Below are 24,243 nucleotides of genomic sequence, written 5' to 3'. Positions count from 1 at the left end.
GGGAGTTTCTACTCTCGGATCTGTTAAGCTAATCCCTCATTTGTTATCGCATCAGTTGGAGTAACCCATGGCAGCCTATTCCCCTTCCTTCACCCATGACCCATGCCATGTTGAGTCGAGTGGCGGATATCGCTGAGTTGCTGCGGCTGTAGCGGTTTGCTCAGAGCTCTCAGGTTCTTATGTTGCGTCGAGAGAACCGGATCCGCACCATCCAAGCTTCGCTAGCTACTGAGCACAATACTCTGAGTGTTGAGCAGGTGACGGCAGTGACTGAGGGGAAGACGGTACTTGGGCTTCCACGGGAAATCCAAGAGGTCCGTAATGCGTTTGCGGCCTATGAGGCAATGCCTAATAGGGATCCAGCTTCAGCGGAAGATTTACTTGGTGCTCACGGACTACTGATGCGTGGACTCTGTGATGATGCGGGTCACTGGCGTAGGTATTTATCGAGGCGAGCAGTTAGTGCATATGGCTCCCCCTGCGAACCAGGTCCCTCGTCTGATGGGACAGCTATTGACTTGGCTGGCTGAGAACGAGGCTCATCCGCTGCCATATAAAGGGGTTTGGTCGGTGTGAATTGCCCCTAGTTCCCTAGAGACCTAACTGCCTTAAAATGAGGCCAGCATTGGAGGTGCCATGGTCCGTCAGCGTTATCCAGAAACTTTCAAAATCGAAGCTGTTAAACAAGTTACTGAGCGTGAGATGCCTGTGGCTGACGTTGCACGAGCCCTTGGGGTATCCAGCCACATTCTGTATGCCTAGCTCAAGCCGTACGGCAAGCCTGCAGAGCAGCAACACGAAGAGTCTGCCTTGCAAGCCGAGATACACTGCTTGAAAACCGATCTGCGTCAATTAACCGAGGAGAGCGCAACATCTCAAAGGAGGGTGGGATTCAATCGGGTGTGTCACGACCATGTGAAAACATGCAGTTGCGGAGGATTGTTGAATGCAACGAACATTTACAGCAAAGGAAAAGGGGACTGCCGAAGCAGTCCCTGAGTTAGGCTCATTGCGATAACACATGTCTGAAGTTTGGTTCAATTGTATTATCTACATGTTAACCACAGCTGCTCACAGAGAGCGTTGTTTAACTCAACTAAGTCGAGCGTTCACCGTCTAGCAGGGCGGCTATACCATGACCAGTCTGGAAATACGTGACCACTACAATATTGAGGTGTCAGCGAACATATCAGAGTGGGCCGGCTCCGGCGGAGGGCTTACAGATATAGATGCTCGGGGCCAGACCGCTCACTTGGGGATAACGAATATTAACCTGTTCGCACACTGCTGCTGTCAGTGACTGTGGAACCAATGCAACCACACAGCCACCAAACCCGCCACCAGTCATCCTCACACCACCACGACTGCCGATGATCTCTTTGATCATGTCGACCAAGGCGTCGATAGCAGGCACTGTGATGGCAAAATCATCACGCATCGAGGCATGGGACCGCGCCATTAATTCGGCCATCATGACCATGTCTTCATTCGCAAGCGCATCGGCTGCTGCCAGCGTTCGTTCATTCTCGGAGATGACGTGGCGTGCACGGCTCGCGACGACAGGATCCAGTTCGTTGGCTCGCTCGGTGAACTGGGTCATCGTCAGATCGCGCAGTGCCTTGACCCCAAAATGCCGTGCGGCCTCTTCACACTGTGCCCTGCGGGTATTGTATTCGCTATCCACCAGGCCCCGACGTACGTTCGAGTTGATAATGACCACATCAATGTCGGCTGGCATGCTCACAGGACAGGTATCCAGACTGCGGCAATCGATCAGCAGAGCATGATCTTGCTGACCCAGAGCCGAGATGAACTGATCCATGATGCCGCAGTTGCAACCGACGAACCTGTTTTCCGCCAGTTGTCCATTCAGGGCGATATCTGCTTGGCTGATGTCGAGGTGATTCATCTCTTTGAAGATCTGTCCTACTGCCACTTCCAGAGAGGCGGAAGAGCTCAGGCCTGCTCCCTGAGGTACATTGCCACTGATTACCAGGTCTGCCCCTGTCAGTTGACAGCCTCGCAATAGCAAATATTTGACGACGCCTCGCACATAGTTGGCCCACAGGTATTCCGGGCGCGCCTCTATGGGGTGGCGTAAGTCAAATTCATCCAGTTGGTTGTGATAGTCGGCAGCGATAACCCTGATCAGACTATCTTGGCGGGGGGCAGCACTGATCACGGTCTGATAATCGATGGCGCAGGGTAGCACGAAGCCATCGTTATAGTCCGTGTGTTCCCCAATGAGGTTAACACGCCCAGGTGCCTGAATGGCGAGGGTCGGGCGATAACCATACTGAGTGTAAAAGGTATGTTCAGTCACGCTGTGTGGCGATTCAATACTCATATCTCAACCTCAAACCTGTTCACGAAAATGGATATCGCTGACGGAACGCAGGCGTTCGGCCGCCTGTTCTGCCGTCAGGTCACGTTGTGTTTCTGCCAGCATTTCATAGCCCACCATAAACTTGCGTACGCTCGCAGAGCGCAGCAGGGGCGGGTAGAAGTGGGCATGCAACTGCCAGTGATCATTCTCTTCGCCATTGAATGGCGCACCATGCCATCCCATCGAATAGGGGAAGGAGCACTGAAACAGGTTGTCATAGCGGCTGGTTAGTTTTTTGAGCGCCAGTGCGAGGTCTGCACGCTGTTGCGGTGTCAGTGTCGGTAGACGTGTTACCGCAAACTTGGGAAGCAACAGGGTTTCGAAGGGCCAGGCAGCCCAATAAGGCACTACTGCCAGCCAGTGTTCCGTTTCCACTACGGTGCGGCTGCCGTCAGCCTGCTCGCGTTCCGCATAATCGAGCAACATGGCTCGACCATGTTTGGCAAAATACTCCCGTTGGGCGACATCTTCCCGCGCGGCTTCGTTGGGCAAGAAGTCGTTGGCCCATATCTGCCCATGGGGATGGGGATTGGAGCACCCCATCATGGTGCCCTTGTTTTCGAATACTTGGATCCAGCGGTATTCGCGCCCCAGCTCTGCAGTTTGTTCACACCAGGTGTTGACCACGGCAGTGAGGGAGGGGATAGACAACTCGGGCAAGGTCTTGCTGTGATCCGGTGAGAAGCAGATTACCCTGCTGGTGCCGCGTGCACTCTCTAGCTGGAAGAGGGGGTCCTCGCTGGTTGGGGCCATAGGTGTATCAACCATCAGTGCCGCAAAGTCGTTGGTAAAAACGAAGGTCGACGGATAATCCGGATTTTTGTCACCAGTGACGCGAGTATTGCCGGCGCAGAGGAAACAATCCGGATCGTGAGGGGAGCGCTGGGTACGATCGGGTTCATCCTGCTGGCCCTGCCAAGGGCGTTTCGCCCTGTGGGGAGAAACGAGAACCCACTGTTGGATCAATGGGTTGTAACGACGGTGAGGGTGGTCGGTCGGTTCGAATTGCATAGTAAGGTCTGTCTCGTTCTGTATATTCATGGAAGGGGGTAACCGTTTGGATTTTGGGATTGCCAGCGCCAGGTATCAGCCGTCATCTCATCAAGCGTGCGATAAGCCTTCCACCCCAGCTCGTTATAGGCTCGTGTTGGATCTGCCCAACACTGTGCTATGTCCCCAGCGCGGCGCGGCACGATCTCATAAGGCAGTTCGCGGCCACAGGCCTTGGAGAAGGCGGCATGAATGTCCAGGACACTGTAGCCATGCCCAGTGCCCAGGTTGTACACATGGACGCCAGCTTGCCCAAGCGCATGTTTCAAGGCTGCGACGTGGCCATCGGCTAGATCCATGACATGAATGTAATCCCGCACACCGGTACCATCTGGTGTCGGGTAGTCATCACCAAAGATGGCGAGTTTGGCACGGCGGCCCACTGCCACCTGGGCAATATAGGGCATCAGGTTATTGGGAATGCCCTGGGGATCCTCGCCCATCAGGCCGCTGGGATGGGCGCCCACCGGATTGAAATAGCGCAACAGGGTCAATGACCAGTCGGGGGCTGAGTGTGCAAAGTCCTTGATGAGGCGCTCCACCATCAGCTTGCTTTGACCATAAGGGTTGGTGGCGTGAAAGGTGGGCGACTCCTCGGTGATGGGCATGATCTCCGGCTCGCCATAGACGGTGGCAGATGAGCTGAACAGCAGGGTCTTGACCCCGGCGCGTCGCATTGCCTGCAGCAACACCAGGGTGCCGCTGACATTGTTGTCATAGTACTCGAGAGGCTTTTGTACCGATTCCCCTACGGCCTTGAGGCCTGCGAAATGGATCACGGCATCTATCTGCTGGTCTGCAAACACACGATCCAGCAGGTCGGCATCCCGCACATCACCGTGATAGTGCTGGGGGCGCAGTCCGCTGAGGCTGTGGATACGTTCGAGGACGCTCTCTTTGCTGTTAACCAGATTGTCCAACAAGATGGGGGTCATCCCGGCAGCGATAAGCTGCAAGCAGGTATGACTACCTATGTAACCAGTTCCACCTGTCACGAGTATCTTCAACATGAATCGCTCCTTGGCGCTCGTTCTCATTGGGTTTTATTTGGTGTAATCGCTTTCCCTTATTCTGCGCTTGTGAACAAGGTCCTGGAAGATGCATCTCCATTTGATGTGATTTTTGTCACATTTTTCACCGCGATGAGCATGAGAATGGATAAGGGTGTATGTAAATGGATTACACAGCGAGACGCTCGTATTGATAGAATGCTCCCGCTTTTGACATGAAAGCCGTGTCAGGTATTGGAAATGTCGGTAGTATCTTGACCCTATAAAGCACTGGTTTTTATTTATACCGTTCACCGGAAAAGCTAATTCATGGCAACCATCAAAGATGTAGCACTCCTGTCAGGCGTATCCGTCGCCACAGTCTCACGTGTCATCAATAATTCGCCAAAGGCAAGTCAGGCGTCACGCGATGCCGTCTTCAAGGCGATGCATGAACTCAACTACCACCCCAACGCGAATGCGAGAGCCTTGGCCCATCAGAACAACGAAACGCTGGGGTTGATTGTTGCCGATGTGTCTGACCCCTTCTTTGGCACCATGGTTAAAGCAGTTGAGCAGGTGGCGCAGGCTACGGGGAATTTTCTGCTCATCGGAAATGGCTACCACGACGCAGCCAAAGAGAAGCACGTAATAGAGCAGTTGATAGGGCATCGCTGCTCTGGCTTGGTGGTTCATGCCAAAATGCTGCCAGATGAAGAGCTGATCCAGATGATGAGCTATGTTCCCGGCATGGTGCTAATCAACCGTATCGTTCCAGGGTTCGAGTCCCGTTGTGTGGCGCTGGACGATCGCTATGGTTCCTGGCTTGCAACTCGTCACCTGATCCAGGAAGGGCACAAGAAGATAGGGTTTCTGTGTTCAAATCATCTGATCTCTGACTCTCAGGATCGCATGCAGGGGTATCTGGATGCGCTGCAAGAGCACAATATCCCGGTCGATGAGCGCCTGATCTCCCGTGGCAGTCCGGATGAGCTGGGAGGTGAAGCCGCGATGACTGAGTTGTTGAGCCGGGGGCAACAGATGACGGCGGTCGTCTGTTATAACGATTCGATGGCGGCAGGAGCTTTGTCCGTGCTTAGCGACAACGGGATCGAGGTTCCCCAGGAGCTATCTCTGGTGGGGTTTGATGATGTACTGATATCCCGCTACTTGCGCCCTCGTCTGACTACGGTGCGTTATCCCATCATCGCCATGGCGACCCAGGCCGCCGAGCTGGCCATTGCTCTGGCAAAAGGTGGGCCCTTGCCCCAGACGACACATATGTTCAGCCCGACTCTGGTACGCCGTCATTCAGTCCGCAGTATCGATTGATCGACGATTTGGCAACCTGAATTCATCGGCCATCAGGCAAGGTTACCCGTCAGGGGCCTTGCCTTTTTAGTGCCTCATCTTCTTCCTCTCTCTTTTGTCGCTCACTCCTGTGGGGTCGGGAAGGTCTCACGGTGCCTTCCTATGCCCTGCACGAGGAGGTCATGTCTGCTGCGATGAGTCTGGTCGAGTCATGGTTCTCAGGTGTAGATATTATCATTACGAGTGTAATCGATAACACATGATTTTTTATCAAATACCCCTTTAATTTCAATCGCTTGAGTTTTCCCTGTGGCTTTATCAAGTGTTTTTATAGCAGTATTTATGTAATAATTACAGTTTTGTGAGTTTTGTCATGTCAATGATGGCACAGTTATTCCTATAATCTCCATCGGACAGTGAAAGCGCTTTCCCTATGGGTTGGTAAGCGGTTCATCAAGATAACAATGCAACAGTGGATTAAAGGAATAACTATGAAAGTGAAACTACTGACGACATCCGTTGCCCTCGCTCTGTCAATGACTGCATTGAATGCTAATGCTGTTGATTTTACAGGCTATTTCCGCTCTGGCGTAGGTGTATCCCAAGACGGTGATATGCAAACCGGTCGACAGAACTTTGTCGGTCGTTTGGGTAACGAAAGTGATACCTATACCGAAATTGGTATTGGTCAGGAGGTTTACAACAAGGATGGCAAGACTTTCTATGTAGACAGCATGTTCAGCATGCAGAGCGATGGCTCCAATGACTATGAAAGTACCACCACTGTGTGTAACTTCGATCAAAAGGAGTGCAAGGACGATGCAACATTTGCCCTGCGCCAATTCAATGTTAAGGCCAAGGGGCTGATTTCCGCTGCGCCCGATGCTGTGGTGTGGGCTGGCAAGCGCTTCTATCAGCGTCACGACCTTCACATCATCGATACCAAATACTGGAATATCTCGGGAGCCGGTGCCGGTATTGAGAACCTCAAGGCAGGTCCAGGCGCCTTCTCACTGGCGTGGATCCGGTCTGATGGTAACGATATCGATAACTCGATTGTCAACAATGACCTCAACGTTAACTTCCTGGACCTGCGCTATGCCGGCTGGGCTCCTTGGGAAGGGGCTTGGACTGAAGCGGGTGTCAGCTATGCCATGCCCAATCCGACCGATGAGCAGGAGAAAGCTGGTAATCTCTATGATCCCAAAAATGGTGTCATGTTGACCGCAGAAATGAGTCAATACTTTGCCGATAGCCGCATCTACGAGAAGTTGGTGCTGCAATATGCTGATAAAGGGCTGGCCCAGAACATGATCTCCCAAGGGGGCGGTTGGTATGATGTTTGGCATCTGACCGATGATGCCAAGGGATACCGTGTGATTCTGACTGGTGACATTCCCATGGGAGAGAAATTCAGTGTGAACCATGTATTCACTTACGGTAAGGGTGAGAAACTTGAAGCATGGCATGACAACACCGAACTGTTCAGCGCTGTCGCGCGAGGCGGTTATGCGTGGACTGACATCATGAAGACGCTGGTTGAAGCCGGTACTTATGAGAGCACCAAGACCTGGACAAGCGGCTCTGAAGAAAAATCGAGTGGTCAAAAATATACCTTGGCTCAAGCTTGGTCAGCTGGTTCCAGCATGTTTGCCCGCCCGGAGATCCGGGTTTTTGCCAGCTATCTGAAAGATGGCGAAGGCAAATCCTTCAACGGCGGTGAGGATGATAATACTTGGAACTTCGGCGTGCAGGCTGAAGCCTGGTGGTAAATCCCGACTCGTCACCCCGCAGGGAGCCCGCTTGGGCTCCCTTTTTTATTTTGCATTGAACGCGCGCCTTGTCGTGCTGACGTCGTCATCGGGGCTCCATCGTTGCGAATCCCGGCGACGAAGGTGTCGTCCGCGAGTCTGCCTCGGGGAGAGGGTGGCCATGTTTTGGTGATGGTGCCGGAGGGCGCGGAGTGGTGGAGGCGGGATGATAAGCGATGGCGAGAAAGGGCGAAGAGACGGGCTAAGTCATGTCCAGGCGGCAGATGGAAGAGGCGCACGACTCACCGCGCCTCTGTGTAACGTTACATCTTTATTGCAACAGGAAGGCATCCAGCGCATAGGTGGGTTTGCCGCTGTTGTCCATCAGACCCAGGCTGTAGCCCTGCCAGTTCTTGTAGCTCTGTGGTTCCCAGTAGAGCACGCCGAGTCCCTTGCCGTCAGGGATCCACGTCATCTTGTTGAGCAGGTCGGCAATGGTGTCGTAACTGTTTTTCGGGTCATCCCACGGCATGCCCACCTCGACGATCATCACCTCCTTGCCATAGCGGGTCACCATGTCGGAGAGGTTGTCGTAGCAGAGATTGTCTAGGGTGAACCAGTCACCGTTGCCGCTCTGGGTCGGGTAGAGGGAGGCGCCTATCACATCCCACTTGGCCCCGTTGCTCTTCAGCCCGTCAAACATCCAGCGATAGAGGCTGTTGTTCTCGCAGTTGGCCAGATGGACGATCACCTTGGTGCCGCTGTTGACCGCCTTGACCGCGTCATAGCCGCTGTTGATGAGCCAGGCAAAGTTCTTCATGTTGACCGAGGCTCGCCCCTCTTCCCACAGCATGCCATTGTTGGTCTCGTTGCCCACCTGCACCCACTTGGGGGTAATGCCGGCATTTTTCAGGGCCACCAGGGCGTTATAGGTGTGCCACCAGACGTTCGACATCAACTGCTCGAAGGTGTAGCTCTGCCAGGCCGCCGGCTTGGTCTGCTTGCCCGGATCGGCCCAGCTGTCGCTGTAGTGGAAGTCAATCAGCAGATCGAAACCGGCCGCCTTGGCCCGCTTGGCCTTGGCGATGACGTCGCTGATGTTGTTCCAGCCATCGGCAGGATTGACCCATACCCTGAGCCGGATGGTGTTCATACCGTGCTCTTTCAGGGTCTTGAACAGATCCTGCTGCTGGCCGGCGTCGTTATAGAACTTGTACCCGGCTTTCTCCATCTGGGTCAGCCAGCTGACGTCAGCTCCCTTGACCATGGCCTCTCCCTGGCCATGAAACAGCAGGGCGCCGCCAAGCAGCAGGGTGGTAAGCAGATGTCTCTTCATTGTTGTTATCTCCTGTCTGGATGTGTGTAGGGTGGCGACAAGGAGGCAGTCCCGCGCCGGGATGGCGTCGCCGTGCGGCGCCATCCCGGCGGAGGCTGGGGCCGCCTTGCGGCGGCCCTAGGATCACCCGGCGGGGGAGACGGTGACCTGGATGTGTTGGGGATCGCGGCGATCCAGGGTGATGCGATACTTGCCGTCGCTGGGCGGGGTGAACTTCATGTCGCTCCACTGCCAGCCGGCCTTGACTACCACCGGCTTGTCCGACTCGACCTTGGCGGCGGGGTCGAACTGGCCATAGGTGGTGTCGGCCTTCCACTTCTCGTCGGCAATCTTGAACTTGTAGGCGCCGTGACTGGCCTGCAAGGCCACCTGGACCGACAGCAAGTCCCCTTGCTGGGTAACCAGTTGCTGGTCTGCCGGGGCCTCCCAGTTGTTCATCTCGCCGCGCAGGAACAGCGGGCGGGCCAGGGGATCCTCCTCGTTGGCCAGCGCGGGCTGGAGGCAGGCGATCAGGGTAGTCAGCAACAGTGTCTTCTTGAACATGGATGGTCCTCTCTGTGGTGTGTGATCAGGCGCTCTGCAGGGTGAAGCGGCGGGTCAGCGACAGTTGCTGCTGCGATAGCTGCTGCAACTGGTCGCTGGTCTGTGCCACCTTGGCCAGGGCGCCCTGGTTGTCGTCGGCAATCCGGGCGATGTTGGTAATGTTGCGGGCGATCTCGGCGCTGGTCTGCTGTTGCTGCAGGGTCGCGCTGGCGATACGGCTGCTCTGCTCGGCCACCTGCTGCAGCGCCTGGGATAGCTCGGCTAGGGTGGCGCAACCCGCGTCGCTGTCGGTGCGACTCTGGGCCATGGCGTCGTGGCAGCGCAGCATGGTGGCGACCGCACCGCGGGTGCTTTGCTGCAGATCGTCGATGATCCCCTGGATGCGGGTGGTGGAGTCTGCTGTGTGGTGCGCCAACTGACGCACCTCGTCGGCCACCACGGCAAAGCCACGCCCCTGTTCGCCGGCGCGGGCCGCCTCGATGGCGGCGTTGAGGGCCAGCAGATTGGTCTGCTCCGTGATGCGCTCGATCAGGGCGAGGATGTCACCGATGCTGACGCTCAATGTCTGCACCTGTTCCACGCTGCGGCGCGACTCCGCCAACTCGTCAGCCAGTTGCTGCAGCCGTTGACCGGTCGCCGCCCCACGCAGGCTGGCGGCGTGGGCCGCCGCGGCTATGTTGCCGAGGGTCTGCTCGGTCTGGCCTATGCTGCCGGCGACCTCGCGCACCGAGTAGTCCATCTCTTCCATGGCGCTGCAGACCCCTGTGGTTTCGTTGCGCTGCTCGCCGATGGCAAGTTGGGCGTGATGCTGGGCGTGCTGGTTCTGGCCGGCCATGCGGCCGAGGGCATCGGCGGCCTGAACTATCTGACCGAGCATGCCGCTCATCTCGTCGGCCAGGGCGTTGATGCCGGTCGCAAGCTGGCCGAACTCGTCGTTGCGCAGTAGCGGCACGCGTTGGCGCATGTCTCCCTGACTCAGGGCCTTGAGGGTGGTGAGGATGTGGTGCAGTGGCTGGCGGATGGCGCGCACCAGGTGCCACAGCACCAGGGCGCCGAGACCGAGGGAGAGCAACAGGCCGGCGCACAGCCCGAGGCGCAGCCAGAGCAGGATGGCGCCGCTGCCGGCGGTGCTGTGGCGAAGCTGAGCGTCGATCGCGGCGTCAAGCTCGCTCAGATCGCCTAGCAGGCTGTCGATAAGGCGGCTGGCCTGCACACTCTGGTTGCGCAACATGATGCTCTGTTCGACCAGCGCCAGGTGGCGTGCCGGCAGGCTCTCGGGGCCGGCCAGCAGGGTGGCGAGGGTATCGAACCTGGCACCCGTGCCGCGTTCCAGGCTCAGGGGCACGCCGAAGGCATCCTCCTGGCCGGCGAGCTGGCGTGCCAGCTCCTGGCGCAGTGCCGCCGCCTGTTCGCTGGCGCGTGCATTGGCAGCCAGACGTGCGGCAACGGGGGCCGGATCCTGCTGCTTGAGGATCTCCTGTGTGGCGCTGACCTGCTGTTCCAGGTTTGCCAGCAGGCGGCTCTTGAGCAGCACGGCGGGGTGGCTGCCCAGAGGGGCGAGCAGCACATCGAGGGCGCTGGCAAGCTGGCGCGCCGTTTCGCCAAGGCGGGTGTCGGCCGCCAGCTTGCTCTGTTCGAGGCGGTTGTGGGCATAGTCATCGACCAACTGCTGGGCCAGTTGCCAGTAGGCGGCCTGTTGCTCGCGCAGGCTCTCGACGCGCGCACTCTGTTGCGGCTCCCCCGCTATCTGTCGAGCCAAGGTGGCCAGATCCTGGTCGAAACGGGCCTGCCATTGCTGCATCTGCTCGCGGGCGGCGCCCAGCTCCTCCTCTCCGGTCTGCAACAATGCGTTGCCCAGATGTCGGTCGAGGGTGAAGAGATCGCGGGTCACGGCGCGGCTCTGCACCAGGGTCGGCGCGGTATGGCTGGCGAGCAGCCCCACCTGGTCGGCCAGCCGTTGGCCGGCGTAGAGAGAGAGGGCCACCGAGAGCAGCAGCAGCAACAGGATGACGGCAAAGCCCAGCGCCAGGCGCTGGATGATGGAAAGGTGACGAGTGCGCAAGTTCATGGTATCGATTACATATGGTGTTGAGTCAACCCAGCCTGATGACACAAGTGATAAGTCATGTTTTATCAGTGTCTTACCTCGTTAAAAGATAAGGCGGCGATAAGGGAGGGCACCTGATTCTGATTTTTAGTGTAACGTTTTCATTGTTTTGTGAATCTTTTACACTCTTTCTCGGCACCCTTGTACGGGATTTGTCCAGGGTTGCGAGCCCGCTCTCATTTTGTGTCCCGCGCCCGGGGATAAAAAAAGCCCCCGACTGGCGGGGGCAAAATGGATCGGGGCATGCAGTAGCCGCGTTCAGCGGCTGATCCTGAGCCCTTCGGCATTGAACACAAGGCAATTTTGCGGGGCAAAGAAGACATCCATCTTCTGGTACGGATGAAACTCCCCATCCCCTGCCAGCAGCAGCTTGAAGCCGTCGGTGCCGCAGCACTGACCGAACAGGTAGGTGCTGTTGCCAAGACGTTCCACCACCTCGCAGGTAAAGGCGAGGTGGATCCCCTCTGCGCCCGGCACCACATGCTCGGGACGCAGGCCAAGGGAGATCTCGCTGCCCGGCTCGAGTCGCTCGGTGAGGATGGGCAGGGTGAGCTCCTGCTGGCCGGCTACCTTGACCCGGATCTGCTCCGGGCTCCAGGCCAGTACGCGGGCCGGCAGGAAGTTCATCTTGGGTGAGCCGATAAAACCGGCCACGAAGCGGTTGCAGGGTTTGTAGTAGAGCTCCATCGGCGAGCCGACCTGTTCCACCTTGCCATAGTTCATCACCACTATCTTGTCGGCCAGGGTCATGGCCTCCACCTGATCGTGGGTCACGTAGATCATGGTGGTCTTGAGTTCCTGATGCAGCTTGGCGATGTGCAGGCGCATCTCGACACGCAGCTCGGCATCGAGGTTGGAGAGCGGCTCGTCAAACAGGAACACCTTGGGGTTGCGCACGATGGCACGGCCGATGGCTACCCGCTGGCGCTGGCCGCCGGAGAGCTGCTTGGGCTTGCGATCGAGCAGGTGGGAGAGCTGCAGCGTCTTGGCCACCATGCTGACCTGGTGGGTTATCTCCTCTTTCGGCACGCCATTGACCCGCAGGCCATAGCCCATGTTCTCGGCCACCGTCATGTGGGGATAGAGGGCATAGGACTGGAACACCATGGCCACCCCGCGATGAGCCGGGGCTACATCGTTGACCACCTGCTCATCAATCGCAATGTGGCCGTCCGAAATCTCTTCCAGACCGGCGATCATGCGCAGCAGAGTGGATTTACCACAACCGGAAGGACCGACAAAGACGGTGAACTCACCATCTTCTACATCCAGATTCACATTATGTAGGGTCACATTGCTGCCAAAACGCTTGATCACATTGTTCAGCCTGATACTCGCCATGAGCTTTAACTCCTTGATAATAAATGCCTTAGCTGCAAATGCTGGGGGCAGTCATGCCCCTGCTGCGGCTTCTTTGCCCTGGGAGGGAGAAGGCGTTTCACACCGTTTCACTCTGTGGCTTTGGGAGGACTATATCAGTCAGGTGTAATCGGTTGCACAAAATGCTGTTTCTTTTGTGCATGAGATCACAGCCTTGGTACGTGCTACTGGCAGGCTGGGCAAGCACCGCTTACCGTAGAGCCATTCGGTGTAATCGTTACCTTTTTTGCTGTTCCAGTGCACTCGAAGAGCTGTGTAAAGCAAAAATCAAGTGATAGAGCGTATTGCTCCGGATCTGATGTATGGGATTAAACCATTTATTTTTCATTGCATTAGGTGGTAGTGAGGTTGTGTCATAGAGGCCAGACCAGTCCGGCGTGTAATGTGGTTGTGCTTTGTTTTACACCCGAATTGGTAACAAGCTTCAGAAGTTACACCGACTGGATGGAATCGTAACACTCACTTTGCCTACGTGGTCTGAGAAGACCTGCTTTTACCTGAGTTAGGGACACGGAAATCATATGAAAATCAACAAATTGACTGCTGCAATGTTGTTGTCTTTGGGCGTTATGGGGTTGGGCCAGGTAGCCCGTGCCGCTGACGGTGAACTTCTGGTGTGGGAAGACATCAAGAAATCAAACGGCATTGAGGAGGCTGTCAAAGCGTTCGAAGCCAAGCACAACGTCAAGGTGAAGATCCTCGAAACTCCCTATGCCCAGCAGATCGAGAAGCTGCGCCTGGATGGCCCGGCCGGTATCGGTCCGGATGTGCTGGTACTGCCGCATGATCAGGTTGGTACTGCCGTGGTACAGGGGCTGATCAGCGAGATCAAGCCGGGGGCCGACTATCTGGCTGGTTTCACCAAACCTGCGGTGGATGCCCAGACTTATGAAGGCAAGCTCTATGGCCTGCCCAAGGCGGTGGAGACCATCGTCATGGTTTACAACAAGGACCTGTTACCCAAGGCTCCCGAGAGCTTTGACGAGCTGATCAAGGCTTCACAGACCCTGCGCGGGGAGAACAAATACGGCCTGCTCGCCAAGTTTGACGAGATTTATTACTCCTACGGTGTAGTCGCAGCCATGGGGGGTTATATCTTCGGCCAGAACCCCAACGGTTCGCTCAACGTCAAGGACGTGGGCCTGGCCAACCAGGGCTCGGTCGATGCAGTGAGTTTCCTCAAGCGTTTCTACAGTGAAGGACTTTTCCCGGCCGGTATCGTGGGTGAGACCGGTGCCAACGCCATCGATTCCCTGTTCACCGAGAAGAAGGCTGCTGCCGTCATTACTGGACCCTGGTCGTTCCAGCCCTACAAGGATGCGGGGGTGAACTACGGTGTCGCACCGCTGCCGACATTGCCCAATGGCGAGCATATGCGCTCCTTCCTCGGCGTGAAAGGGTACAGCATCTCTACCTATTCCAAGCAGAAAGAGTTGGCGCAGCAGTTCATCGAGTTCATCAACCAGCCTGAGTACGCCAAAGTCCGCTTCGAGAAGACCGGCGAGATCCCGCCGCTCAAGGCGCTGATTGACGATCCGCTCATCAAAGATGACGAGAAATCCCGTGCCGTGGCCATTCAGGCCGGTTTCGCCACTCCGATGCCGAGCGTGCCCGAGATGCAAGAGGTGTGGACCCCTGCCAACAGTGCACTGCAGCTTGGCGTGACTGGCAAGCAGGATGTGAAGGCGGCACTGGAAGGTGCAGTCAAGAACATCAACATGCAGATCGAAGTCAACCACGCGCAGCAATAACACAAGTTGGGCGCAGGCCCAATTCGGGCCGGGCGGCATTCGTGGCCGCCCGGGCTCTTAATGGAAAGGAGGTACATTGTGGTTGTCGATTCCGGATCGCTTACCCAGATCGGTACAAGAACCCATCATGCCAAGGTGGCCGCCCTGCTCTCGCTGATCCCGGGACTCGGTCAGTGGTATAACCGGCAATGGGTCAAGGGCACCCTGTTTTTCACCGTCATGGCCTGCTTCTTCGGCGTATTCCATGATTTTCTATCTCAAGGGTTCTGGGGGCTGTTTACCCTCGGCACCGAGTTGCCCCGGGACAACTCCGTCTTCCTCCTGGCCAAGGGGGTTATCAGCGTACTGGTGGCCATCTTTGGTTGCGCCATCTACTACTGGAGCGTCCGCGACGCCTATGTTAACGGCGATCGCCGGGATCGTGGCGTAGCGCTGACCAGTGTGCGCAAGCAATACCAGTTGCTGCTGAGCGAAGGGTTCCCGTATCTGATGATCACCCCGGGCTTCATCCTGCTGGTGTTCGTGGTGGTGTTCCCCATCATCTTTGGTTTCTCCATCGCCTTCACCAACTACGATCTCTACCACACGCCGCCGGCCAAGCTGGTGGACTGGGTGGGGATGAAGAACTTCATCAACATCTTCAAGCTCGATCTGTGGCGTTCGACCTTGCTCGACGTGCTGCAGTGGACCGTGATCTGGACGCTGATCGCCACCACGTTGCAATGCTCGGTCGGGGTGCTGCTGGCGATCCTGGTCAATCAGAAGGATCTGCGCTTCAAGCCGCTCATCCGCACCATCCTGATCCTGCCGTGGGCAGTGCCCGGTTTTGTCACCATTCTGGTGTTCGCCGGCATGTTCAACGAGACCTTTGGCGTCATCAACAACGGTATTCTGGCTTCTCTGGGTATCGACCCCAAGGCATGGATGACAGATCCCTTCTGGACCAAGACGGCCCTCATCCTGATGCAGACCTGGCTTGGCTTCCCGTTCGTCTTCGCCATGACCACTGGGGTGTTGCAGGCTATCCCGGATGATCTCTACGAGGCGGCCACCATCGACGGTGCCAGTACATGGCACAAGCTGACCACCATTACGCTGCCCCTGGTGCTGTATTCGATCGCTCCGATCCTCATCACCCAGTACACCTTCAACTTCAACAACTTCAATATTATTTACCTGTTCAACAACGGTGGACCTGCGGTGGCTGGTTCCAATGCCGGCGGCACCGACATCCTGGTCTCCTGGATCTACAAGCTGACCATGTCGTCATCCCAGTATGCGATTGCAGCGAGCATCACCATTCTGCTCTCCATCTTCGTGGTCGGCATTGCCCTGTGGCAGTTCCGTGCGACCAATTCGTTCAAGCAAGACGACATGGTGTAAGGAGATCCAGCCATGAGTGCCAAACACAGTCTGAAAAAGAGTAATGCCATCCGTCTGACCCTAAGCTATTTGCTGCTGGCTATGGTTGCGGTGATCATCATCTATCCCCTGATCTGGACGGTTGGAGCCTCTCTCAATCCGGGCAGCAGCCTGCTCAACACCTCGATCATCCCGGAAAACTTCTCCTTTATTCATTATCAGGAGCTGTTTGACGGTCGCATCGATTATGCCGCCTGGTACTGGAACTCGATGAAGATCAGTTTCCTGACCATGGTGTTGACCCTCATCAGCGTCAGCTTCACTGCCTATGCCTTCTCGCGCTTTCGTTTCCGTGGGCGGCAAAATGGCCTGATGTTGTTCCTGTTGTTGCAGATGGTGCCCCAGTTCTCGGCCCTCATCGCCATCTTCGTGCTGGCCCAGATGCTGGGTCTGGTCAACAGCCATCTGGCGCTGGTGCTGGTCTATGTGGGCGGCATGATCCCGATGAACACCTATCTGATGAAGGGTTACCTCGATGCCATCCCCAAGGATCTCGACGAGTCGGCGCGCATGGACGGGGCGGGCAACTTCCGCATCTTTATCGAGATCATCATGCCGCTCTCCAAGCCCATCATTGCGGTGGTTGCACTGTTCTCCTTCACCGGCCCGCTTGGCGACTTCATCCTGGCCAGCACCATATTGCGCACCCCGGATCAGTTCACCCTGCCCATTGGTCTCTACAACCTGGTCGCCCAGAAGATGGGGGCCAGCTACACCACCTATGCGGCGGGAGCTGTGCTCATCGCGGTGCCGGTGGCCATCTTGTACCTCTCCTTGCAGAAGTACTTCGTTTCCGGTCTTACCGCAGGTGGGACCAAAGGTTAATCCGTTAAACAGGACGTTCGACATGAAAATCAAGAAGACGCTGGTGATGGCGGCGCTGCTCGCCACCGGCATGTTGGGTATGCATGCCCCCGCCGTGGCTGCCGAAAATGTGGTGGTGCAACCAGTTGTTGTACCGCAGGAGTTCATCAAGGGGGCTGATGTCTCCATGTTGGCCGAAGTAGAGAAATTTGGTGGCAAGTTCTTTGATGCCAGTGGCAAGCAACAGGACGCCATGGCAATCCTCAAGGAGAACGGCTTTAACTACATTCGCCTGCGCCTGTGGGTAGACCCCAAGGATGCGGACGGCAAGCCTTACGGCGGTGGTAACAACGATCTGGCTGCAACGATAGCGCTTGCCAAGCGTGCCAAGGCCCTTGGTATGAAGTTCCTGCTCGATTTCCACTACAGTGATTTCTGGACGGATCCGGGCCGCCAGAACAAGCCCAAGGCGTGGCGTACGATGTCAGTCGAGCAGTTGGCGGATGCCGTTTACGCCCATACCAAGGAAAGCATGGATGCCCTGGCAAAAGCCGGTGTGATGCCTGACATGGTGCAGGTCGGCAACGAGATCAACGGTGGCATGTTATGGCCAGAGGGCAAGAGCTGGGGGCAAAACGGTGGGGAGTTTGATCGCCTGGCCACACTGCTCAAGGCTGGTGTACGTGCTGTGAAAGAGCACGGCAAAGATATCAAGGTGATGCTGCATCTGGCTGAGGGCACCAAAAACGACACCTTCGTCTGGTGGTTTGATGAAGTCGCCAAGCGCGAGGTGCCCTTCGATATCATCGGACTCTCCTTCTACACCTACTGGAATGGCCCCATCAGTGCCCTCAAGGCCAACATGGATGACATCAGCAAGCGCTATGGCAAGGATGTGATCGTGGTCGAGGCCGCCTACGGCTACACCACGGAGAACTGCGACAACGCCGAGAACAACTTCACTGCCAAGGAGGCGAGCGACGGTGGTTACCCGGCCAGCGTACAGGGGCAGGCCGACTTCCTGCGCGATCTGATCAAGAGCGTGGTGGCGGTACCGGACGGGCGTGGCAAGGGAGTCTTCTACTGGGAGCCTGCGTGGCTGCCAACCCATGGTGCCACTTGGGCCACCAAGGCTGGGATGAAGTACAACAACGACGACTGGAAAGAGGGCAATGCCCGGGAGAACCAGGCGCTGTTTGACTGCTCCGGCCATGTGCTCCCCTCGATCAAGGTATTCAACTGACCCGGTTTCAACCGATAGGGCGACCGGCCATGGCCGGCGCCCCCTCGTTTTAGGAGATGTGTGATGTTCAAGTTTCCCCCGCTCAGTGAACGGGTGCCCGCTCTGCTGCATGGTGCTGATTACAACCCGGATCAGTGGCTGGATGATCCCCAGGTGTTCGAGCGCGATCTCGAGATGATGAAGCAGACCCGCTGCAACGTGATGTCGGTCGGCATCTTCAGTTGGTCTTCCCTGGAGCCACAAGAGGGGCGCTATGAATTCGGCTGGCTCGATACGGTGCTCGATCGCTTGCACGAAAACGGTGTGTCAGTTTTCCTCGCCACACCAAGTGGTGCTCGCCCGGCTTGGCTTTCCCAGCGTTATCCCGAGGTGCTGCGGGTCAGCAAGGAACGTGTGAAGGCACTGCACGGTGGCCGTCACAATCACTGTATGAGTTCGCCTGTCTATCGTGACAAGGTGCGCGCTATCAACGGTGCCCTGGCCGAACGCTACGGCCATCATCCAGGTGTCATCGCCTGGCACATCTCCAACGAGTACGGCGGCGAGTGCCACTGCGAGCTTTGTCAGGAGCGCTTTCGTGACTGGCTCAAGGCTCGTTATGGCAGCATAGAAGCGCTCAATCACGCCTGGTGGAGCAGCTTCTGGAGCCATACCTACACCGACTGGTCACAGATCGAATCCCCGTCTCCCATCGGCGAGAGCTCGATCCACGGCCTAAACCTCGACTGGAAGCGTTTCAATACCGCCCAGGTGAGCGATTTCTGTGCCGAGGAGATCAAGCCCTTGAAGGCGGCCAACCCGAGCCTGCCGGCCACCACCAACTTCATGGAGTACTTCTACGACTATGACTACTGGCAGTTGGCCAAGGAGATCGATTTCATCTCCTGGGACAGCTACCCCCTCTGGCACAACAGTGGCGATGACTCGACCCTGGCGGCGTACACCGCCATGTATCACGACCTGATGCGCACTCTCAAGGGAGGCAAACCTTTCTTCCTGATGGAGTCGACCCCGAGCCTGACCAACTGGCAGCCCATCAGCAAGCTCAAGAAGCCGGGAATGCATATCCTCTCCTCCTTGCAGGCGGTAGCCCACGGCTCCGACTCGGTGCAGTACTTCCAGTGGCGCAAGAGCCGTGGTTCGGTCGAGAAGTTCCACGGCGCCGTGGTCGATCACGTTGGTCACATCGATACCCGGGTGGGCCGCGAGGTGCAGGCGCTAGGCGAGATCCTGGCCAAGTTGCAAGAGGTCGCTGGCAGTCGCGTCGAGGCCAAAGTGGCCATCATTTTCGACTGGGAGAGCCGTTGGGCCATGGACAATGCCCAGGGGCCGCGCAATGCCGGCCTCTTCTACGAGAAGACGGTAGCCGAGCACTACCGCCCATTCTGGGAGGCAGGAGTTGCGGTGGATGTCATCAATGCCGACTGCGCGCTGGATGGTTATGACCTGGTTATCGCCCCGATGCTCTACATGGTGCGCGATGGCTTTGCCGAACGGGTTGACGCCTTTGTCAAACGAGGTGGGCAGTTTGTTACCACTTACTGGAGCGGCATCGTCAACGAGACCGATCTCTGTCACCTGGGGGGATTCCCAGGGCCGCTGCGCCCGGTCCTTGGGATCTGGGCAGAGGAGATAGACGGTCTCTATGACGAGGAACGTAACGCCGTCTCGGGTCTTGCTGGCAACGAAGCCGGACTCTGCGGCCCTTACGAAGTCACTCACCTTTGCGATCTCATCCACCTGGAAGGCGCGAGGGCCCTGGCCAGCTATGACGGTGACTTTTATGCCGGACGTCCGGCGGTGACGGTCAACGAGCACGGGACAGGTCGCGCCTATTATGTCGCCTCGCGAAATGATCTGGCGTTCCAACGCGACTTCTTTGGCCATCTCATCGAGACCCTGGCCCTGCCGCGTGCTTTGCCAGCCTTGCCGGAGGGGGTCACAGCTCAGTGTCGCAGCGATGGTGAGCAGGAGTTCGTGTTCGTGCAAAACTTCGCCAACGCCGAGCGCCTGGTCACTCTGCCGGGTGGTCACAGTGACATGGTGAGCGGTGAGGCGCTGAGCGATTCGCTGGTGCTGCCTCCATTCGGCTGCCGAGTGCTGCGTCGCGCCCGTTGATTGCGGGGCGGAGCCAGTGGCTTCGCCCTCTTTTTTTATGTTTAGGAGATTCAAATGGTCAAGATGCAGGACTTCAAGCGGCTGTTCGCCGCCGCCCTCGGCCACAAGGAGGAAAAATCGACCGAGGCGCCGCTCTCCGGGCTGGACGAGGCGGCCATCACCGCGCTCATCGCTGCCTTTGGTGGGCACGACAACATAGTGAGCTTTGACGCCTGCCTGACCCGGCTGCGGGTCAAGGTCAATGCCTTGCAGCAGGTCGACAGCGAGGCGCTGCAAGGTCTCGGTGCCATCGGCGTCATCATCATCGGTGACGAGGTGCAGGCCATCTTCGGCAAGCGCTCGGACAACCTGCGCCGCGAGCTCGGTCAGTGGTTCGAGCTGCACGAGCCGGAGCAACACTAGCATGTACCTCCCGCTGAGCTGGCCACTGTTGGTCATGCTGGGAGCGATCAGTGCAGGGGCTGGAGCCGCTCCTCACAACCTGGCCATCCGAGGGGCGGATGTCTCCACCCTGGCCGAACTCGAGCACTTGGGCGTTCACTATCAGGACGAAACGCGACAGGGGGATTTGCTAACCCTGATGCGCGAGCGTGGCCTCAACCTGGTGCGCCTGAGGCTGTGGGTCGATCCCCGCTCGGCCAAGGGGGAACCCTTTGGTGGTGGCAACAATGATCTGGAAAAGGTGATTGCACTGGCGCAGCGAAGCCGGGCTCTCAACTTGCCCTGGTTGCTCGATCTTCATTACAGCGACTTCTGGGCCGATCCGGGCAAGCAGTACACGCCACGGACCTGGCGAGGCAAGTCGGAAGCAGAACTGGCGGCGATGTTGCACGATTACAGCGCCGCCGTGATGCAGCGCCTGCGCGAGGCTGGGGTGCCGCCGCAAATGGTACAGGTCGGCAACGAACTCAATAACGGCATGCTGTGGCCGCTGGGGCAACTACACCGGCAGGAAGAAGAGGAGGGGTTCGATCGACTGGCCCAGCTGCTCAAGGCGGCCATCGCCGGGATCCGCGCTGGCAGCGAGGGGGGGATCACCCCACGACTGATGCTGCATCTTGCTGAAGGAGGGGATGAGGCTCAGTGCCTGCGCTGGTTCAAGGCGATGCAGGCGCGCGATGTGCCGTTCGATCTGGTGGGTCTCTCCTTCTACCCCTATTGGCACGGATCCTTGGGTGACCTCTCGCGCACCATGAACAGCCTTGCCACCCAAATCAGACTCCCGCTGCTGGTGGTTGAGACCGCCTATGGGCACGATACCGTCAACCAGGACGCGGTTCGCAATGCCTTCGGTGAGCAGGAGGCCGTGCGCGGCGGGTTTGCTGCGACGCCCGAGGGGCAACTGGCGTTTCTCGATGCCTTGCGTGCCGCTATTGCCGCAGTGCCGGATCGGCTCGGGCTCGGGTTTGTCTACTGGGAGCCGGGCTGGATCCGGGTCACCGGTGACAGCTGGGCCAGTCAGGCTGGCATGGCGTTCCTCGGGATAGACGAACCCCTCGGTAATGGTTGGGAGAACCAGGCCCTGTTTGATCGGGAGGGCAGAGGACTGCCGGCGTTGGCCGCCTTTGCCCCGACCCGCTGACTATTTCACATTGAAGAGATGACAACAGCACCATGAAGACTGACATGAAAAAGACCAAAATCGTCTGCACCATCGGTCCCAAGACCGAATCCAAAGAAATGCTGGGTAAGATGCTGGATGCCGGCATGAACGTCATGCGCCTGAACTTCTCCCACGGCGACTACGCCGAACACGGTGGTCGCATCAGCAACCTGCGCGCTGTCATGGCCGAAACCGGCAAGCACGCAGCCATCCTGCTGGACACCAAGGGTCCGGAAATCCGCACCATCAAGCTCGAAGGCGGCAACGACGTCTCCCTGGTCGCCGGCCAGACCTTCACCTTCACCACCGACCAGACCGTGGTGGGCAACAAAGACAAAGTCGCCGTCACCTATGCCGGCTTTGCCAGCGACCTGCGCGTCGGCAACCGCATCCTGGTTGACGACGGCCTGATCGGCCTGGACGTCATCGAAATCACCGAGCGCGAAGTGATCTGTAAAGTGCTCAACAACGGTGACCTGGGCGAGAACAAGGGCATCAACCTGCCGGGCGTCTCCATCAAGCTGCCGGCCCTGGCCGAGAAAGACAAGCGCGACCTCATCTTCGGTTGCGAGCAAGGCGTTGATTTCGTTGCCGCCTCCTTCATTCGCAAGAAAGAAGACGTGCTGGAAATCCGTGAGCACCTGAAAGCCCACGGCGGCGAGAACATCCAGATCATCTCCAAGATCGAAAACCAGGAAGGCCTGGACAACTTCGACGAGATCCTGGCTGTCTCCGACGGCATCATGGTTGCCCGTGGCGACATGGGTGTCGAGATCCCGGTTGAAGAGGTTATCTTCGCCCAGAAGATGATCATCGAGAAGTGCAACAAAGCCCGCAAAGTGGTCATCACCGCCACCCAGATGCTGGACTCCATGATCAAGAACCCGCGTCCGACCCGCGCCGAAGCTGGCGACGTGGCCAACGCCATCCTGGACGGTACCGACGCAGTCATGCTGTCCGGTGAGTCCGCCAAGGGCAAGTACCCGCTGGAAGCCGTGACCATCATGGCCACCATCTGCGAGCGTACCGATGCCGTGATGCCGTCCAACCTGTCTGCTGTCAACGACAGCAACAAGCTGCGCATCACCGAAGCGGTCTGCAAAGGCGCGGTCGAGACCTCCGAGAAGCTGGACGCCCCGCTGATCGTGGTTGCCACCGAAGGCGGCAAATCTGCCAAGGCCATTCGCAAGTACTTCCCGAAAGCCTGGATCCTGGCCATCACCACCAACAAGAAGACCGCTGCCCAGCTGGTACTGACCAAGGGTGTGGTTGCTCACGTGGTTGACAGCATCGCCTCTACCGACGATTTCTATCGCATCGGTAAAGAAGCCGCGCTGGAAATTGGCATGGGTCTGAAAGGTGACGTGGTTGTGATGGTCTCCGGTGCTCTGGTACCGAGCGGCACAACTAACACCGCCTCCGTGCATATACTCTGAGCGGGAGTCGAGTCTTTTTAGTCCCATACTAGACTTAAACATTCTTAGCTAACTTCTAACTACTCAGAACCCGTGATGCACCATATCACGGGTTCTGTATTTCAAGAGGGGGTACGCATATGTTATAAATATGCGCTATCTTACCGCCTTGATATCACTGCAGAAAACGTGGTTTACCACCTTTCCATCTTCTGCGGGGCACTTCCATTTTACCTATGCTTCTGAAGAGCTCATACATCACAGTCAGTAGCATTTCATCAAATTTGAGCAAATAGTTCAGCACATTATGCAATAGCAGATGACGTTCTTCTAAGTCATCGTGATACACCATGCTAATATCGTATATTCCCTACTCCTCAAACTTATTCCTATACGCATTACAGTTGTAATATGTTCTGGGTGCACTGCTCAGTGATTTCCAGCCTTTGCCTAATCGACGCCAAAGGTTAATATCAGTGACGGCGTATCGTTTGTGGGCACGGATGGCGCCAGATAACGGCAAGCATTAAACCTCAGGCCTAGGTTCCAATACGCCAGCGAAGGAGGCGATCCGGGTCGGTTTCGATTACTTCAAAGGCAACCTGAATCGGGTCAGCGCAACGGCCAAGTTCTCCGAGCATGAGTACCATTTGCATGTGGTCGAGCTACATAACTCCGGCCCCAGCACCAAAACCAGTCTGGCCGCGCTGGTGGCGTTTTGTTCCATTCTGATGGGCAAGCCGGTGCAGGAGCAGATGGTGGTGCTGGGTGACATGACGCTAGGCGGTGTGGTCAATCCGGTTGAGGATTTGGCTGGCAGTCTGCAACTGGCAATGGACAGTGGCGGAAAACGAGTATTACTGCCGATGGCGTCAGCCTCGGATATTCCAACCGTACCGGCGGAGATCTTCTCCAAGTTTCAAATCAGCTTTTATGCTGATCCGGTGGATGCCGTCTACAAGGCATTAGGGGTTCAGTAGTCAGCCAAAAAAAGAAGTCTCAGGTAGGGTGAGCTACATGCTCACCCTCTGCCT

At 57.2% G+C, this 24,243-nt stretch carries 18 protein-coding genes and 1 pseudogene; 12 read left to right on the top strand and 7 right to left on the bottom strand.

What is annotated here, in order from left to right; all coding sequences use genetic code 11:
* Positions 1–636: 636 nt before the first annotated feature.
* Positions 637–864, top strand: a pseudogene (locus tag G5315_RS18780) (transposase); the annotation flags it as partial.
* 325 nt (positions 865–1,189) lie between these two features.
* Here the strand turns inward: G5315_RS18780 and galK are convergent.
* Genes galK through galE form a run of 3 tightly spaced genes read right to left on the bottom strand, consistent with a single transcriptional unit; the run spans position 1,190 to position 4,443 of the window.
* On the bottom strand, positions 1,190–2,347 hold the full coding sequence (galK, locus tag G5315_RS18775) for a galactokinase (RefSeq protein ID WP_231720620.1): 1,158 nt from the start codon (positions 2,345–2,347) through the stop codon (positions 1,190–1,192).
* Positions 2,348–2,356: 9 nt separating this feature from the next.
* Positions 2,357–3,397, bottom strand: a complete 1,041-nt coding sequence (gene galT / locus G5315_RS18770; RefSeq protein ID WP_041213008.1) for a galactose-1-phosphate uridylyltransferase — start codon at positions 3,395–3,397, stop codon at positions 2,357–2,359.
* 26 nt (positions 3,398–3,423) lie between these two features.
* Positions 3,424–4,443: a UDP-glucose 4-epimerase GalE gene (gene galE / locus G5315_RS18765; RefSeq protein WP_041215920.1), complete on the bottom strand. Its 1,020-nt coding sequence runs from the start codon at positions 4,441–4,443 to the stop codon at positions 3,424–3,426.
* 312 nt (positions 4,444–4,755) lie between these two features.
* On the opposite strand from galE, the gene galR reads away from it, so the two are divergent.
* Both galR and G5315_RS18755 read left to right on the top strand, forming a co-directional pair.
* The gene (galR, locus tag G5315_RS18760) at positions 4,756–5,757 is read left to right on the top strand and encodes an HTH-type transcriptional regulator GalR (protein ID WP_231720619.1); all 1,002 of its coding nucleotides are present in this window, start codon (positions 4,756–4,758) and stop codon (positions 5,755–5,757) included.
* Positions 5,758–6,221: 464 nt separating this feature from the next.
* The gene (locus G5315_RS18755; RefSeq protein ID WP_100654853.1) at positions 6,222–7,508 is read left to right on the top strand and encodes a maltoporin; all 1,287 of its coding nucleotides are present in this window, start codon (positions 6,222–6,224) and stop codon (positions 7,506–7,508) included.
* A gap of 310 nt (positions 7,509–7,818) precedes the next feature.
* Here the strand turns inward: G5315_RS18755 and G5315_RS18750 are convergent, their stop codons facing one another.
* From G5315_RS18750 to G5315_RS18735, 4 genes are all read right to left on the bottom strand, one after another.
* Positions 7,819–8,823: a glycoside hydrolase family 53 protein gene (locus G5315_RS18750; protein ID WP_231720618.1), complete on the bottom strand. Its 1,005-nt coding sequence runs from the start codon at positions 8,821–8,823 to the stop codon at positions 7,819–7,821.
* Between the two features lie 123 nt (positions 8,824–8,946).
* On the bottom strand, positions 8,947–9,366 hold the full coding sequence (locus G5315_RS18745) for a hypothetical protein (RefSeq protein ID WP_231720617.1): 420 nt from the start codon (positions 9,364–9,366) through the stop codon (positions 8,947–8,949).
* A gap of 25 nt (positions 9,367–9,391) precedes the next feature.
* Positions 9,392–11,434 (bottom strand): methyl-accepting chemotaxis protein, encoded by a 2,043-nt coding sequence (locus tag G5315_RS18740; RefSeq protein WP_042016005.1) that lies wholly within the window; start codon positions 11,432–11,434, stop codon positions 9,392–9,394.
* A 297-nt stretch (positions 11,435–11,731) separates the two neighbouring features.
* Entirely contained in the window at positions 11,732–12,814 is a 1,083-nt protein-coding gene (locus G5315_RS18735; RefSeq protein ID WP_041212956.1) for an ABC transporter ATP-binding protein, read from the bottom strand.
* Positions 12,815–13,374: 560 nt separating this feature from the next.
* Between G5315_RS18735 and G5315_RS18730 the strand changes: the two genes are divergently transcribed.
* The 9 genes from G5315_RS18730 (at position 13,375) to G5315_RS18690 (ending at position 24,189) form a co-directional block, all read left to right on the top strand.
* A complete protein-coding gene (locus tag G5315_RS18730; protein ID WP_041212957.1) occupies positions 13,375–14,604 on the top strand; it encodes an extracellular solute-binding protein in 1,230 nt (409 codons plus the stop codon).
* A 78-nt stretch (positions 14,605–14,682) separates the two neighbouring features.
* Positions 14,683–15,987, top strand: coding sequence for a carbohydrate ABC transporter permease (locus G5315_RS18725; RefSeq protein WP_041212958.1), 1,305 nt, complete (start codon positions 14,683–14,685; stop codon positions 15,985–15,987).
* Between the two features lie 12 nt (positions 15,988–15,999).
* Positions 16,000–16,851, top strand: a complete 852-nt coding sequence (locus tag G5315_RS18720) for a sugar ABC transporter permease (protein WP_041212959.1) — start codon at positions 16,000–16,002, stop codon at positions 16,849–16,851.
* Between the two features lie 22 nt (positions 16,852–16,873).
* The gene (locus G5315_RS18715; RefSeq protein WP_231720616.1) at positions 16,874–18,073 is read left to right on the top strand and encodes a glycoside hydrolase family 53 protein; all 1,200 of its coding nucleotides are present in this window, start codon (positions 16,874–16,876) and stop codon (positions 18,071–18,073) included.
* 63 nt (positions 18,074–18,136) lie between these two features.
* Entirely contained in the window at positions 18,137–20,191 is a 2,055-nt protein-coding gene (locus tag G5315_RS18710) for a beta-galactosidase (protein WP_042016006.1), read from the top strand.
* 54 nt (positions 20,192–20,245) lie between these two features.
* Positions 20,246–20,593, top strand: coding sequence for a glucose PTS transporter subunit EIIB (locus G5315_RS18705; protein ID WP_041211339.1), 348 nt, complete (start codon positions 20,246–20,248; stop codon positions 20,591–20,593).
* A 1-nt stretch (position 20,594) separates the two neighbouring features.
* Complete coding sequence (locus G5315_RS18700) at positions 20,595–21,773, top strand: glycoside hydrolase family 53 protein (protein WP_042863745.1); 1,179 nt, start codon at positions 20,595–20,597, stop codon at positions 21,771–21,773.
* 44 nt (positions 21,774–21,817) lie between these two features.
* Positions 21,818–23,230 carry a pyruvate kinase PykF gene (gene pykF, locus G5315_RS18695; RefSeq protein ID WP_231720615.1) on the top strand — a complete coding sequence of 471 codons (1,413 nt, stop codon included), beginning with the start codon at positions 21,818–21,820 and terminating at the stop codon, positions 23,228–23,230.
* 548 nt (positions 23,231–23,778) lie between these two features.
* Positions 23,779–24,189, top strand: coding sequence for a S16 family serine protease (locus G5315_RS18690; RefSeq protein WP_266134617.1), 411 nt, complete (start codon positions 23,779–23,781; stop codon positions 24,187–24,189).
* Positions 24,190–24,243: the final 54 nt, after the last annotated feature.

Origin of the sequence: Aeromonas sp. 603607, assembly GCF_049171595.1 — a bacterium.
Classification (GTDB): domain Bacteria; phylum Pseudomonadota; class Gammaproteobacteria; order Enterobacterales; family Aeromonadaceae; genus Aeromonas; species Aeromonas veronii.
The sequence above is the reverse complement of the archived record's forward strand: the minus strand, read 5'-3'. Positions and strand labels throughout refer to the sequence as shown.

Bases quoted from the DNA above. Each gene is read 5' to 3' on its own strand.
- galK (WP_231720620.1), bottom strand. From the start codon at position 2,347: ATGAGTATTGAATCGCCACACAGCGTGACTGAACATACCTTTTACACT.
- galT (WP_041213008.1), bottom strand. From the start codon at position 3,397: ATGCAATTCGAACCGACCGACCACCCTCACCGTCGTTACAACCCATTG.
- galR (WP_231720619.1), top strand. From the start codon at position 4,756: ATGGCAACCATCAAAGATGTAGCACTCCTGTCAGGCGTATCCGTCGCC.
- G5315_RS18750 (WP_231720618.1), bottom strand. From the start codon at position 8,823: ATGAAGAGACATCTGCTTACCACCCTGCTGCTTGGCGGCGCCCTGCTG.
- G5315_RS18745 (WP_231720617.1), bottom strand. From the start codon at position 9,366: ATGTTCAAGAAGACACTGTTGCTGACTACCCTGATCGCCTGCCTCCAG.
- G5315_RS18740 (WP_042016005.1), bottom strand. From the start codon at position 11,434: ATGAACTTGCGCACTCGTCACCTTTCCATCATCCAGCGCCTGGCGCTG.
- G5315_RS18735 (WP_041212956.1), bottom strand. From the start codon at position 12,814: ATGGCGAGTATCAGGCTGAACAATGTGATCAAGCGTTTTGGCAGCAAT.
- G5315_RS18730 (WP_041212957.1), top strand. From the start codon at position 13,375: ATGAAAATCAACAAATTGACTGCTGCAATGTTGTTGTCTTTGGGCGTT.
- G5315_RS18720 (WP_041212959.1), top strand. From the start codon at position 16,000: ATGAGTGCCAAACACAGTCTGAAAAAGAGTAATGCCATCCGTCTGACC.
- G5315_RS18715 (WP_231720616.1), top strand. From the start codon at position 16,874: ATGAAAATCAAGAAGACGCTGGTGATGGCGGCGCTGCTCGCCACCGGC.
- G5315_RS18710 (WP_042016006.1), top strand. From the start codon at position 18,137: ATGTTCAAGTTTCCCCCGCTCAGTGAACGGGTGCCCGCTCTGCTGCAT.
- G5315_RS18705 (WP_041211339.1), top strand. From the start codon at position 20,246: ATGGTCAAGATGCAGGACTTCAAGCGGCTGTTCGCCGCCGCCCTCGGC.
- G5315_RS18700 (WP_042863745.1), top strand. From the start codon at position 20,595: ATGTACCTCCCGCTGAGCTGGCCACTGTTGGTCATGCTGGGAGCGATC.
- pykF (WP_231720615.1), top strand. From the start codon at position 21,818: ATGAAAAAGACCAAAATCGTCTGCACCATCGGTCCCAAGACCGAATCC.